Origin of the sequence: Janibacter hoylei PVAS-1 (assembly GCF_000297495.1) — a bacterium.
Classification (GTDB): domain Bacteria; phylum Actinomycetota; class Actinomycetes; order Actinomycetales; family Dermatophilaceae; genus Janibacter; species Janibacter hoylei.
In genome coordinates this window covers 20,590-33,881 of sequence record NZ_ALWX01000014.1, presented here as the reverse complement: position 1 = coordinate 33,881, position 13,292 = coordinate 20,590, and the positions used below count along the sequence as shown (strand labels likewise).

Genomic DNA, 13,292 nt, shown 5'->3' with positions numbered 1-13,292 from the left:
GTGTTCCTATCGGTTGGGGTTGGTCAGGCGGGGAGGGGCTCGACGGGGCCGTCGCTGTTGCGGCGCCACCCGAGCTCGGGGGCGACGTGCTGGGCGAAGGAGTCGAGGATGTGCAGGTTGTAGTCGACGCCGAGCTGGCTCGGGATGGTGAGCATGACGGTGTCGGCGGCAGCGATGGCCGCGTCGGCCTTGAGCTGCTCGACGAGCTGGTCGGGCTCGGCGGCGTAGGTCTTGCCGAAGGTCGAGCGGAAGCCGTCGATCATGCCGACCTGGTCGCTGCTGCCCTGGCCCTGCAGGCCGAAGAAGTGCCGGTCGAGGTCGCTGACGATCGGGAAGATGCTGCGGGAGACCGACACCCGCGGCGCCCAGTCGTGGCCGGCCTCGCGCCATGCGGCCTGGTAGAGCGCGATCTGCTCGGCCTGCAGATCGGCGAAGGAGGCTCCGGTCGCCTCGGTGAGCAGCGTCGAGCTCATGAGGTTGACCCCCTGGCGGGCGGCCCACTCGGCGGTCTCGCGGCTGCCGGCCCCCCACCAGATGCGGCGGTCGAGGCCGGGGGAGTGCGGCTCGACCCGCAGCCGGCCGGCGGGGCCCTGCGTCGGGTCGGCGTCGACGACCTGGTCGCCGCGGATCGCGGACATGAAGGTCTCGAAGTGCTCGCGTGCGCGGTCGGCGCCGCGCGGATCGCGAGCACCGGTGTGGCCGAAGGCTTCCCACCCGCGCAGGGCGGGCTCCGGTGACCCCCGACTCACGCCGAGCGCGACCCGGCCTCCGGAGATCAGGTCGAGGGCGGCGGCCTCCTCGGCCAGCTGCAGCGGGGTCTCGTAGCGCATGTCGATGACGCCGGTGCCGACCTCGATGCGCCGGGTGCGAGCGGCGATGGCCGAGAGGACCGGCATGGGCGCCGCGCCCTGCCGCGCGAAGTGGTGGACACGGAAGTAGGCGCCGTTGACGCCGATCTCGTCGGCACCGACTCCGATCTCGACGGCGTCGCGCAGTGCCTGACCGGCGTCGGGGTCACCCGGCCCGCTGCCGTGCCCGTAGTGCCCGAAGCTCAAGAATCCGAAGGCATGCATGACCGGTGTAACTAGTTGTCTCGGCAACTAATTCCCGGGGTGGCCGGGGAGTATCCGCGGAGGCGAGTGGCGTGGACTCGGCACCCCGCAGGCACCCCGCGTGGCTCGGGTCCGGAGGCCGCCACCAGATCTCGACCTTCGTGGAGAGGTGCGACGGCGGCTTGCGAGGATGGCGCCATGACCCTCCACGACCGCCTCGACCTGGCCCACGGCCCCGCCTGGGCCAACCGGCTCGCCCTCGCCCCCTCTCACCAACACCCAGAGCCATGCGGACGGCACGCTGTCGCAGGACGAGTACCGCTGGCTCGTCGCCCGGGCCGAAGGAGGATTCGGCCTGACGATGACCTGCGCGACCTACGTGGCCCCCGCGGGGCAGGCCTGGGCGGGTCAGCTCGGGATCAGCGACGAGAGGCACCTGGAGGGCCTGACCCGCCTGGCCGACGGCATCCGGGCCGCCGGCAGCGTCTCCTCGGTGCAGCTGCACCACGGCGGTCGACGCTCCGACCCGGCCGTCACCGGTGTGCCGAACGTCGCTCCGTGGGACGACTTGGACAAGGACATCCGTGCCCTGTCGACCGGGGAGGTGCAGCAGGCGGTCGAGGACTTCGTCCTCGGGGCGCAGCGAGCCGAGCGCGCCGGCTTCGACGGCGTCGAGGTCCATGGTGCCCACGGCTACCTCATCTGCCAGTTCCTCGACGGACGCCACAACCATCGCACCGACGGCTACGGCGGGTCGCTCGAGGACCGCTCGCGGATGCTCTTCGAGGTCCTCCGCGGGATCCGCGAGCGCACGCGCCCCGACTTCCAGGTCGGGCTGCGGCTCACCCCACAGGGCAACGGCATCGTCCTCGACGAAGGTGTCGCCGTCGCCCAGCAGGTCCTCGACTCCGGGCTCGTCGACTACCTCGACATGTCGCTGTGGGACGCCTTCCTGACCGTCGACGACGAGGGTGACCTGCTCATCGACGCCTTCACCGGCCTCGAGCGCGGCGAGACCCGGCTCGGCGTGGCGGGCAAGATCCGCTCCGCGCAGCAGGCGCGCTGGTGCCTGTCGAAGGGGGCCGACTTCGTCGACATCGGCCGGGCGGCGATCGTGCACCACGACTTCCCGAAGCGCTCCGCCGACGACGACGCCTTCACCATGGCGGCGCTGCCGGTGACCCGCGAGCACCTGCACCGCGAGCGGGTCAGCGAGACCTTCGTGGAGTACCTCGATGCGGGGTGGCCGGACTTCGTGGCCGGCTGAGCGGCGACCGCCCCATGGTGGCGGCGTACGGGCGGCACCATGGTGCGCGAGAGGGCCGACGTCGACAGGTTGCACCACACCGCACCCGCGACGAGACTCGGGGTCGACACCCCCGCCAACCCGTAGGAGCTGGGTATGAGTGAGAACACCACGGTCATCAACGCCTCGATCGACGACGTCTGGTCGGTGCTGAGTGACGGCTGGCTCTACCCGCTGTGGGTCGTCGGCGCCTCGCGCATGCGCGACGTCGACCCGGACTGGCCCGCTGTCGGCAGCCGCATCCACCACTCGGTGGGCGCGTGGCCCGCATTGATCCACGACCACACACGCGTGCTGGCCCAGCAGCCGCACGAGTCCATCACCCTGCGTGCTCGCGCCTGGCCGATGGGTGAGGCCAAGGTGCACATCACAGTGACCCCGGTCGACGACCGGACCGAGGTGACGATGGTCGAGGACGTGGTCTCCGGGCCGGGTCTCCTCGTGCCCGGGATCGCGCGACAGCCCGGCCTGAAGTGGCGCAACTCCGAGACCCTTCGCCGGCTGCGCCTGCTCGTGGAGGGGCGCGCCGGCAGGACGCAGACGCGCTGACGAGGAGTTCTCGCGCGCGGTCTGCCCGTCGAGGGGAGCCGAGCGGCCTTCGTGTCGCGCCGGCCTCTGGGGCTCAGCCGGCGTCGACGGGCTCGACGGGCCCTCGCGGAGAGCGCCTGAGCGGCGGTGCGCCTACCGCGCCACGCTCTGCGGGTCGCCCCTGAGGAAGAGGTCGGGCGTCAGCGGAAGTTCACGCACCCGTATACCGGTGGCGTGATAGGTCGCGTTGGCCACCGCTGCCGAGGCACCCACGATGCCGATCTCGCCGACGCCGCGCGAGCCCATCGGGTTGATGTGCTCGTCGGTCTCGTCCAGCCACACCGCCTCGATGTCGGCGACGTCCGCGTGCGCGGCGACGTGATAGCCGGCGAGGTCGTGGTTGACGACGTGAGCCCAGCGTTCGTCGAGCACGCTGTGCTCGTGCAGGGCCATCGACAGGCCCATGACCATCGCGCCGGTCAGCTGGGAGCGCGCGGTGCGCGGGTTGATGACCCGCCCGACGGAAAAGACGCCGAGCATGCGCGGCACCCGCACCTCGCCGGTGTCGGCGTGCACCCGCACCTCGGCGAACTGCGCCCCGAAGGAGTGCGGCGCGAAGCGCTCGGTGAGATCGCTCTCCGGCTGCTCCGCCTGCGTCGTCGCCCCCCGCGGCGGGCGTGCGCCCGTGCTCCGCGCGGAAGGCACGCGCCGCGGTGACGACGGTCGTGCCCCAGGAGGAGATACCTGTCGAGCCACCCGCGAGGCTGCCCGTCGGCAGGTCGCTGTCGCCGATCCGCAGATCAACGTCTTCGACCGGGCACTCGAGCGCGTCGGCGGCGATCTGCGCGAGGGCGGTCCACGTCCCGGTGCCGATGTCCGTCGCCCCGATCTCCACGCGGTATCGATCGCCGTCGTACGTCACGCGGGCCACGTTGCCCGTCATCATCAGTGCCGGGTAGGTCGACGCGGCGACGCCGGTCCCGACGAACCAGTCGCCCTCCCGTCGTCCCGGTCGCGGGTCGCGGTCGGCCCAGCCGAACCGCCGCGCTCCCTCGCGCAGGCACCCGACGAGGTCGCGGTGGGTGAAGGGCAGGCCGGTGTCCGGGTCGATCGCGGTGTCGTTGCGCACGCGCAGCTCGATCGGGTCGAGCTCGCAGGCGATCGCCAGCTCATCCATCGCGACCTCCAGGGCGTGCATGCCCGGGCACTCACCGGGCGCGCGCATCCAGAAGGGGACCGGCACGTCGAGCGTCGCGAGCCGGTGGGTCGTGCGGCGGTGCGGCGCTGCATACATCGTGCGCGTAGGTGCGGCCGTCTGCTCCGCGAACTCGTACAGTCGCGCGCTCTGCTCGACGACGTCGTGGGAGATCGCCGACAGCCGACCCTGCCGGTCGCTGCCGAGGCGCACCCGGGAGATCGTCGGGGTCCGATAGCCCGTGAGGGTGAACATCTGCTGGCGGGTCACGCAGAAGGAGACCGACAGGCCGGGCAGCCGCATGGCGGCCATCGCGGCGAGCACCTCGTGGGAGTGCGGCTTGCCCTTGGAGCCGAAGCCACCACCGACGAAGGGGGCGAGCACCCGCAGCTGCTCCGGCTCGAGTCCGAGCAGGGGGGCGAGGGCGGATTGCGCGGTGTGGGCGCCCTGGATGGAGTCCCACAGCGTGAGGTGCTCCTCCTGCCACAGGGCCACCGTCGTGTGCGGCTCCATGGGGTTGTTGTGCTCCATCGGCGTCGTGTACGTCTGCTCGAGCCGTACCTCGGCCGCCTCGAACGTGGCGTCCACGTCACCGCTCGCGGTGTCCGTCTCGTGGCCGGCGTTGACCTCGTCGGGCGCGTAGAGGTCGTCGCGCTCGGCCGACAGGGTGGCGTCGACGGGTTGCTCCTCGTAGGTGACCTTCACGAGGGAGGCGGCCTCGCGGGCCGTCTCGCTGGTGCGCGCCACGACGGCACCGATGAGCTGACCGCGGAAGGCGACCTCGTCACTCTGCAGGATGAGCATCTCGGTGTCGTCGGAGCTCGCGAGCCGCGGGGCGTTGAGGTGCGTCAGGGTGAGGATCACCCCGTCCAACGCCTCGGCGGCGCTGGTGTCGATGTCGGCGATGCGGCCGCGGGCGATGGTGGCCTGCACCGGGTGCAGGTGCACCCGCTCAGACTGCTCGTGGTCGGCGGCGTAGGGCGCGGTGCCGGTGACCTTGGCGACGGCGTCGTGGCGGGCCCGGTCGGTGCCCATCGCGCGGGGCGTGATCATGTCGGTCATCGGACCTCCTCGGTGAGGTCGCGCAGGACCGAGACCATGGTCCGGCGCAGCATCGGGATCTTGAACCCGTTGTCGGGCAGCGGGCTCGCGTCGGTGAGCTCCGCCTCGGCTGCCTCGGCGAAGGCCGCCGCGTCCGGAGCGCGGCCGCGCAGCGCGTCCTCAGCGGCGCGGGCTCGCCAGGGCTTGTGGGCGATGCCGCCGCAGGCGATGCGCAGGTCGGCGATCCTCCCTTCGTCCACGTGGACGGCCGCGGCGACCGAGACGAGGGCGAAGGCGTAGGAGGCCCTGTCGCGCACCTTGCGGTACTCGGAGCGACGGGCGAAGGGGGTGGCCGGCACGTCGACGTCGGTGATGAGCTCACCGGCGGCGAGGACGGTGTCCCGCTCGGGGTGTTCGCCGGGCAGGCGGTGGAAGTCGTCGAGGGGGATCTCGCGAGGCCCGTCCGGTCCTTCGACGCGCACGATGGCGTCGAGCGCGAGCATTGCGACGGCCATGTCGGAGGGGTGGACGGCGACGCAGGCGTCGGAGGCGCCGACGACGGCGTGGTCACGGGTGTAGCCACCGATCGCGGAGCAGCCGGTGCCCGGCTCACGCTTGTTGCACGGCGTCGTCACGTCCTGGAAGTACGGGCAGCGGGTGCGCTGGAGCAGGTTGCCGCCCGTGGTGGCGAGGTTGCGCAGCTGTCCCGAGGCCCCGGCGAGCAGGGCACGAGAGAGGACGGGGTACCGCTCACGGACGCGGGGGTCGGCCGCGAGGTCGCTGTTGCGCACCGTGGCGCCGATGCGCAGGCCACCGTCGGGGAGGTCCTCGATGCCGTCGAGCGGCAGCCGGCTGACGTCGACGAGCAGCTGCGGTGACTCCAGGCCCAGACGCATGTGGTCGACCAGGTTGGTCCCGCCGGCGAGATAGCGCGCCTGCGGGCCGGACGTCGCGAGGGCGATCGCGCCCGCGACGTCCTCTGAGCGGCGGTAGTCGAAGGGCTTCACGACGAGACCTCCCGGATGGCGGAGCGGATGCCGCCATAGGCCCCGCAGCGGCAGAGGTTGCCGCTCATGCGCTCGCGGATCTCGTCGTCGTCCGCGGAGGCGGTGCTCGTGAGGTCCTCGGTGACATAGCTGGGGCTGCCCTGCTCGAGCTCCTCGAGCATCCCGACCGCGGAGCACACCTGGCCGGGTGTGCAGAAGCCGCACTGGAAGGCGTCGTTGTCGACGAAGGCCTGCTGCACCGGGTGGAGCCCGTCCCGGGCAAGACCGGCGGCAGTGACCACCTCTGCGCCGTCCTGGGCGACGGCGAAGGTCAGGCAGCTCGTCGCCCGGCGACCGTCGAGCAAGACGGTGCAGGCGCCGCACTGGCCGTGGTCGCAGCCCTTCTTGGGCGAGGTGACGCCGAGATGCTCACGCAGCGCGTCGAGCAGGCTCGTGCGGGTGTCGAGCGTGAGCGAGCGACGTTCGCCGTCGACCACGAGGGTGATGTCGGTCTCCATGGCAGTCCTTGGCGTCGGGGTTGGGGCGATACCTCATCGTACGGCTGGAGGGCACATCCTGCGTCCTGGAAAGGGCGGTAGCACCGCCGCCGTCGTCACCCTGCGGCGTAGCCGAAGAGCCCTACGGCGGCCGCGCGCATATCCTCTCGTCGTGTCCTCAGCTCCGTTGCCCAGGCCGTCGAGGTGGCGACGGCTGCTCGCCTGGTCCATCGACCAGCTCCTGCTCGTCGTCGGGTACGTCGGTCTCGTCGGGGCGGTCGCGGCCAGCGTCGAGGTGAGCGATGGGCAGGCCGTCTTCGTGCTGCTCGGGTCGGCCTTCGCCGTCCCGCTCCTCTACGGCGCGGTGTGCCGAAGGGGGCGCACCCTTGGCTGTCTCGTGGCGGGCACCGCCTTCGTGCACGTCGGTAGCCAGCGGCGGGCCACGTGGGGTGGGACGGTGCGCACGGTGCTCCTGCGGTGGTGGTTGCCGCTGCTCGGGATCTTCGTCGTGCTGTCGCTCTTGTCGCTGGACTCGGGGGGCGGCGACGTCTGGGAGTCGGCCCACGAGTCGCGCCGCGTGCGTTGACCCCACGTTCGCCTGAGGGGCGGCGTGGTCGTCAGGCGGACCTGTCGGTCGACGCCGTTGCTGCCTGCCCGCTCCGCACGACGTCCACCAGACGAGCGACCGCGGTCAGCAGGGCCAGGGCAGCGAGCACGACGAGCGGGGCGGACGGGCCGATGGGGTCCTCATAGGTGTTGAGCACGAAGGGCAGGGCGAAGCCGGAGTAGGAGACGACGTAGAAGAGCCCCGTCACCAGACCGCGGGCGTCGCGCGGCGCGAGCCGCTCGACGTCCTGCAGTCCCTGCCCGAGGCACAGCCCGTAGGCGCAGCCGAGGATGACTGCCGTGAGCGCGAAGGTCACCGGGCTCATCCGGCCGCCCGCGGCGGCGCCGATGGCGAACCCGAGCGCTGCGAGCCCTGCGCCGATGACGCCCAGCGCACGCCAGTGCCCCCAGCGACGCGTGCCGATCTGGGTCAGCAGTCCGGTGCCGAGCGCCAGGATGCACGCCACCGCGATGAGCAGCGGGCCGCTGAAGCGGTCACCGATCCGCCCGGTGAAGACCATGACGGCGGAGATGACGCATGCAAAGACCCACAGCCCCATCGGCAGCGCCGCGATGAGGGCTGGGCCGATGCGTCGTCCATCGACGAAGGGAGTGCCCCGCACCTCGTCGTCGTGCACCGCGACGTCCTCGGTCTCGGTGACCGTCCGCAGCACGATGAGCGCGAAGCAGCCGGCGGTGAGCAGGACGGGGATCGCGTAGGCCGCGACGAGCCCGGCGCGACCCGGTAGTGCGGTGGTCAGGAGTGCGGTGACCACGGGACCGATCGCGAATCCACCGGTGAGGACGACGCCGGCGCGGGCGGCCCCCTTCGCCGCGTCCTGGTCGGCAGCCCACGCGGTGCCGGCACTCGCGACCATGCCCACGCCGAGGCCGACGACGAGCCGGCCGATGACGACCCCGACGAGCGTCGGCCAGATGAGCATGACGAGGTTGCCGGCGCACGCGAGGGCCAGCCCGGCCAGCACGACCGGGCGGCGACCGACGCGGTCGGAGACGCCACCACCGAGCAGCAGGCTGGGCAGCAGACCGAGGGCGTAGAGGCCGAAGGCCGCGTCGAGACCGGGCCGGGAGATGTGCGCGAAGTCCTCGAGGACGGGCACCAGTGCAGCGAAGTGGTTGGTCGCCCACCCCGCCGACAGCAGGGCGGCGAGGGTGATGAGACCGGTGCGACGGTGCGCGGAGGTGGTGAGGTCTGCCGGCGGGTCCGCGGGGCGGGTGTCGGTCATCGGGTCCTCCTGGAGGGGCGCTTCGGCGACGCCCGCGGGGAGCCTAGCCCGCCCCTCCCGGCGAGGGTCCGCCGGCTACCGCGGCCGACAGCCGACGTCGAGCCGGGGCCCGCCGGCGAATGTGCGCGCCAGCTCGTTCGGCACGAGCAGCCGCGCGCCGTGAGTGCCAGATGAGCCGGCGGTCACGACCTCGGCGAAGGGCGTCCACTGCCCGTCCACGCCTCCGCGACAGGTCCACGCGGTGCGGGGAGCGTTGCGGATGAAGGGTACGAGCACCGTGGTCAGCACGTCCTGCAATGTCGCGTCGCCGGCGAGCTCGGCCTGCCGGTGCAGGTCGAGCAGATCGCCCGGGTGGGCGTCGACTCGCTGGGCGTCGACGAGCAGACCAGCGGGGTCGCGGGGCTCGAGCAGGGGGCCGACGATGGTCCAGCGGTCCGCGTCAGGCGCGCGGCGCGCGGCCTCCTGGCGAGAGATGACAGCTGGCCGGGTCGCCGGCTGCATGTCCCACCAGGCGTCGCACCGGCTGCAGTGACGGATCTGCACCCCGGCGGCGGTCGCGACCTGACGCACGCTCGTGTGCCGTGCGCCGCGGGTGCACGCGTCGACGCAGACTTCGCACGCGCCCTCGTACCAGGACATCCGTCCCCTCTTTCCTCGCACGTCGCTAGCCCGTCATCTCCCACACGGAGGACATCTGCCAAGCGGGGTCGGCCTCCTCGACCCCCGGCGGGTTGACGAAGCCCGCGGTGCTCTCGTCGAAGGTGACGTCGACGCTGCCCAGCGCGCCGTAGCGGTGCTTCGCGACGTGGACGGTCGCGTCGAGCGGGTCGAACTCCAGCTCGGGCCGCTCGATGAGCAGGACGTTGTCGACGACGTCGATGACCTCGTCGTAGTCCCGCAGGTCGCTCAGCTGCGGGGTCCTGCGCTGCTCCCCGGCGCGCGGGTTGTGCAGGCTCGAGACGAGGACGAGGGCGAAGTGCTCGCGACGTGCCCAGTCGGCCATGTAGGTCACGTCGTGGCGCACGGTGTCACCGAGCAGGGCGATGCCGTCGGCGACCACGAGCTCCACGTCGTCCTCGTGGCTGACCATGCCCACGGAGTCGGGGAGCGTGCCTGCCGGTGGGCAGTCGGCGTAGATCGACAGCGGCGCGTCGGCGAGACGCTGCTGGCACTCGCTCAGGCGCTCGCGGTGCCGGTCGGACAGGTCGCCGGAGCGTAGGTGGCGCAGTGGGATACGCGTCTCTGCGGCGATGATGCGCAGCGAGACCTCGATCTCGGGGGCGTCGGGGGCGAGGATCACGGTCTGCTTGCCGTGGTGCAGCGCCGCTGAGCGGGCCAGCCCGGTGGCGAAGCGAGAGGCCCCCTCACCTGAGCGTGACGCGACGATCGTCGTCTGCCCGGGGTGCAGGCCTCCGGCGAGGAGCTGGTCGAGCTTGACGAGGCTCGTGGGGACCTTACGGCTGCCGAGCGGCCAAGCCGACCCGATCAGGCGGGCGATCGTCAGGTCGAGGGTGTCATCGCCGAGGGCGTCCGCTCGTGTGTCCATCCCACAGAGGCTATGGCAGGTGGCTGACGGGCAGGTGGCAGCGGCCATGATGTACACCGTTTTTTGAGAATTTGCAGACGCTCAGAATGCCTTGACAGGCAGGGGTTTTCGAGTTGGTGAATACCTCCCATGGGCACTAAAATAGGAGACGAAGCAGCGGGGGAAATACGCAGCTTCATCCCATGTAACCGAAAGGCTCATCATGAGTTCTGTCTGGCTTGTCATGTCCGATTTCGGCCCGGCTGAGGGTGAAGGATTCCACGTCACCGAGGAGGCCGCTCGCGCTCGTGCCGAGGAGAAGTCGCGGGAGGACCGGGCCGCGTACGACGCGGTCAAGCAGTGGCTCGAGATCCCGGTCGACGAGTTCCGGGCGATCCGTGGGATGCCGAGTGCCTACGACGTCCTCGAGGTCCCGGACACGGTGTACGAGATCCACCGGGGCGGGAGCGTGCCCGACGTGGCGTGGGTGCTCATCGTGGACGGGGCAGTCGCCGTCGCCTGCGGCTACCGCGTGACCCGCAAGGGTGCCGAGGACCTGTTGCTGAACCGTGAGATCGCCGAGTGGGAGGCCTGGGTGAACGCGGCGGAGGAGGGAGAGACCGACGAGTCCTTCCCTCGCTGGTGGCGCGACGGGGCGGATGCCGAGCTCATCCGTCTCGAGCGGCACGCAGGCCTTGGAGCCGGCGAGCGGCCGACTGCCCGGGCGCTCGAGGTCAAGGAGAAGGTCTTCGAAGGGTCGGGCGCCCCCGAGCCGCAGATGAGCGTGCGGGAGGGGACGACCACCTTCACCTGGGAGACGCCGGACGACGGTCTCCTCGAGGTGCGGGTCGCCGACACCGGCAAGGCGGTGACGACGATCCACCGTGACATGGCGCGGCCCTGCGTCACGGTGATCCAGGAGGACGTCGTGATGCGTGCGCGGCAGGCTCTCGGGATCCACCCGATCTGGCCGAAGGTGATCCGGGAGGGCAGGCAGGCTGCCATCGCCGCCCACGACGTCGTCGGAGTCGGCGTCGGTGGCGGTGGCGACCTCGATGACCTGGACATCTGACGTGACCTGCACATGAGGCGCGATGGTGCGGGGCGAACATTCTTCGTCACGCACCATTCGCTGTATTCGGGATATTCCTGAAAGGCTCTCACCGGCATTGTGTGTGAGGATATTGTTCGGGGTGAACACGTCACATGGAGCGAAAATGAATGTGCAGGAATTGGTGGGCGTCGAAAAGGTTCTTCTGTCCTACGTCGTAGGGTCATTGCCCTCGGCCAGTCGCGCCTCCGTGGCCGTACCGACGGGGCTCACCACGGCGCGACGGGCAGTCGCCCACATGTGCAGCAGCGCCACACTTGCCGCGGGGCGACTCCGCCTGCTTTATCCCGAGCTCGTCGAGGACTCGTCGCAGCGGTGCCCATGTCTCGCCGCTTGGCGTGTCCACGGCGATCTGTCGGAGACGCTCGGCGAACTCTCTGTCCGAGGGCTCGAGGAGGCTCCCGAAGCGCTCGTCGAGCACCCAGGACGAGTCGCGCGAGGCGAAGACCCCGACGAGGTCGAGCAGGATCTCGAGCGTCCTCGGCCCACTGCCGATGCCCTGACGTGTCAGGTCGACCCAGTCGAGCTGGCCCTCCCACAGCCGAGTCTGTCCGGGACTCGTCGGACCCGCGTCCAGCACTGTCCCGTAGTCCCCGTCACGAGCCTGTCCGTGCTCATCTCGATAGGCATCCACCTCGTGGATGAGGCGCAAGACGTTGGGGTCGGTCATCGACGCACCGACCACCATCAGATGCTTCGTGAGCAGGAGTGACTGCAGTAGGGCAGCGCTCGGGCGGTTCGCCGCGTCGTACCGGACCATGTGACGTCGGGTGAGGACGATGGTGGCCGGGTGGTCCACGTCGCCGTGCATCTTGAGCACCCATCGCCGCTGACCGATGGCCGACGTGTGGGGCAGGACGACGTCGGCGGCGTGACCAGCGGCGCGCATGGCTGACTCGAAGAGGGCGTCGTAGTTGGTCGTCACGACATTGGCGACGTCGAGACCTGCGAGCAGCGTGTGGACGAGCGAAGGGCGCGTGACCTCACTCGTGATGTCGGCGACGCTCTGCTGGAAGCCATGCGGCTTCAACTGCTGGATGAGCTGGGCCCGGTCGGTGATGTCGAGACCGTCGAGGACTTCTCGGTCACCGGGGTCCAGGCTCTTGCCGAGCTGGACGATCAGCTCGTGCCAGGTCGGCAGCCCCGCGGGGATGCTCACCCCGGCGCCGAGGAATAGGGCCAGCTCTCCGGCCCGTGCCTTGCTCGCCAGGTCCTTCGCCTTGCCTGCGAGGGGGTGGTCTGACGCAGCGCGAACACGGGCATGCTGCGCGGCCGCGTACACGGCCGGGTCCGGCGTGACCAGAGCGATGTCGAAGGGAAGGTTCTTCAGTGTTTCTGTGAGGCCGCGGATGAGGTGCTCGATCACCTCGCCCTGCTGATCGCCGCGACCGCCCTGTCCGATGCCGAGGACGGGCATGGCGATGAGGGGGAGCGGACGACGCCCCTGGGGTGTGCCCTGTGCCTCCAACGAGCCGGGCGTGAGCACTCGCCAGGGGTGCGTCTGGGCGATGTCGTACAACGCGGCACGCACCCGGCGCAGGACTGCGTCGACGTCACCAGAGGCGACGTCGACGAACCAGCAGCTCGACTCGCCCCAGCGCGCCCACCCTTCGTTGAGACGAGCCGGCTTTGCATCCGCCTCGGGCGACGCCGCATCCCAGTGAGGCTCAACGGTGACGTCGACGTCGGTGGGGATGATCGCGACGTCGTGCGTGAGGTGCTCGATCCTGCCGTGCACGACGAAGAGGTGGCTCGGATGATGCCCGAGCTGCCGGCGTGCCCGCTCGTACTTCTCGAGGAGCTGCTTCGCCTTGGCCGGGTCCTTCTTCGCCAGCGCCGGGTTGGACTCCGTGTTGACCTCGATGTCTGCGAGTTTGATCTGGCGTCCGAGTTCGTCGACGGAGGCTCTCGTGATGAGGTCCTCGTAGAACTCACCCGGTCGTTTGGTCACGGAGTCGACGGCGCGGACGACCTCTGGAGGGAAGTTCCGATCGAGCAGTTCGGCCAGCGTGGTCTTGGTGTCCGTGACGATGATGTCGTGGAGCCACCCACCCATGATCGCGTGGTCGCCCTTGTCCTTGAGCTTGTCGACGACCGGGCGCAGGTGCCGCGTGACGTAGTCGCGGCCGAGCTTGTCCCTCTGCCCTGCGTGCATGTCCCGGGCGAGGCGCTCGGGCCTATCGGGTGTCATCACGGGT

11 protein-coding genes and 2 pseudogenes are annotated in these 13,292 nt (G+C 70.7%); 4 read left to right on the top strand and 9 right to left on the bottom strand.

Annotated features, from left to right (window positions below):
* Nucleotides 1-23: 23 nt before the first annotated feature.
* A complete protein-coding gene (locus B277_RS03385; protein ID WP_007925198.1) occupies nt 24-1,073 on the bottom strand; it encodes an LLM class flavin-dependent oxidoreductase in 1,050 nt (349 codons plus the stop codon).
* A gap of 253 nt (nt 1,074-1,326) precedes the next feature.
* Here B277_RS03385 and B277_RS03380 point away from each other — a divergent pair.
* Nucleotides 1,327-2,319: pseudogene (locus tag B277_RS03380) on the top strand (NADH:flavin oxidoreductase); the annotation flags it as partial.
* A 135-nt stretch (nt 2,320-2,454) separates the two neighbouring features.
* The gene (locus B277_RS03375; RefSeq protein WP_007925195.1) at nt 2,455-2,907 is read left to right on the top strand and encodes an SRPBCC family protein; all 453 of its coding nucleotides are present in this window, start codon (nt 2,455-2,457) and stop codon (nt 2,905-2,907) included.
* Between the two features lie 132 nt (nt 2,908-3,039).
* On the opposite strand, the gene B277_RS18740 is transcribed toward B277_RS03375, so the two are convergent.
* The 4 genes and pseudogenes from B277_RS18740 to B277_RS03360 all read right to left on the bottom strand — a co-directional run bounded on the left by B277_RS18740 (nt 3,040) and on the right by B277_RS03360 (nt 6,626).
* Nucleotides 3,040-3,591 carry a molybdopterin cofactor-binding domain-containing protein gene (locus B277_RS18740; RefSeq protein ID WP_238539365.1) on the bottom strand — a complete coding sequence of 184 codons (552 nt, stop codon included), beginning with the start codon at nt 3,589-3,591 and terminating at the stop codon, nt 3,040-3,042.
* Nucleotides 3,592-3,634: 43 nt separating this feature from the next.
* A pseudogene (locus tag B277_RS03370) lies at nt 3,635-5,116 on the bottom strand (xanthine dehydrogenase family protein molybdopterin-binding subunit); the annotation flags it as partial.
* Nucleotides 5,117-5,139: 23 nt separating this feature from the next.
* Nucleotides 5,140-6,129, bottom strand: coding sequence for an FAD binding domain-containing protein (locus B277_RS03365; RefSeq protein WP_007925193.1), 990 nt, complete (start codon nt 6,127-6,129; stop codon nt 5,140-5,142).
* Nucleotides 6,126-6,626: a 2Fe-2S iron-sulfur cluster-binding protein gene (locus tag B277_RS03360; protein ID WP_007925188.1), complete on the bottom strand. Its 501-nt coding sequence runs from the start codon at nt 6,624-6,626 to the stop codon at nt 6,126-6,128. The genes B277_RS03365 and B277_RS03360 overlap by 4 nt, the downstream gene beginning before the upstream one ends.
* Nucleotides 6,627-6,777: 151 nt before the next feature.
* Here B277_RS03360 and B277_RS03355 point away from each other — a divergent pair, with 151 nt between their 5' ends.
* Complete coding sequence (locus B277_RS03355; RefSeq protein WP_157986899.1) at nt 6,778-7,191, top strand: RDD family protein; 414 nt, start codon at nt 6,778-6,780, stop codon at nt 7,189-7,191.
* 31 nt (nt 7,192-7,222) lie between these two features.
* Here B277_RS03355 and B277_RS03350 read toward each other — a convergent pair whose 3' ends face one another.
* The 3 genes from B277_RS03350 to B277_RS03340 all read right to left on the bottom strand — a co-directional run bounded on the left by B277_RS03350 (nt 7,223) and on the right by B277_RS03340 (nt 10,004).
* Nucleotides 7,223-8,458, bottom strand: coding sequence for an MFS transporter (locus B277_RS03350; protein ID WP_007925170.1), 1,236 nt, complete (start codon nt 8,456-8,458; stop codon nt 7,223-7,225).
* Nucleotides 8,459-8,533: 75 nt separating this feature from the next.
* A complete protein-coding gene (locus tag B277_RS03345) occupies nt 8,534-9,097 on the bottom strand; it encodes a hypothetical protein (RefSeq protein WP_007925168.1) in 564 nt (187 codons plus the stop codon).
* 25 nt (nt 9,098-9,122) lie between these two features.
* Nucleotides 9,123-10,004 carry a DnaB-like helicase C-terminal domain-containing protein gene (locus B277_RS03340; protein ID WP_007925166.1) on the bottom strand — a complete coding sequence of 294 codons (882 nt, stop codon included), beginning with the start codon at nt 10,002-10,004 and terminating at the stop codon, nt 9,123-9,125.
* Between the two features lie 202 nt (nt 10,005-10,206).
* Between B277_RS03340 and B277_RS03335 the strand changes: the two genes are divergently transcribed.
* Nucleotides 10,207-11,055 (top strand): hypothetical protein, encoded by an 849-nt coding sequence (locus B277_RS03335; protein WP_128276877.1) that lies wholly within the window; start codon nt 10,207-10,209, stop codon nt 11,053-11,055.
* A gap of 202 nt (nt 11,056-11,257) precedes the next feature.
* Here B277_RS03335 and B277_RS03330 read toward each other — a convergent pair whose 3' ends face one another.
* The gene (locus B277_RS03330; RefSeq protein WP_007925163.1) at nt 11,258-13,285 is read right to left on the bottom strand and encodes an SIR2 family protein; all 2,028 of its coding nucleotides are present in this window, start codon (nt 13,283-13,285) and stop codon (nt 11,258-11,260) included.
* Between the last annotated feature and the right edge of the window lie 7 nt (nt 13,286-13,292).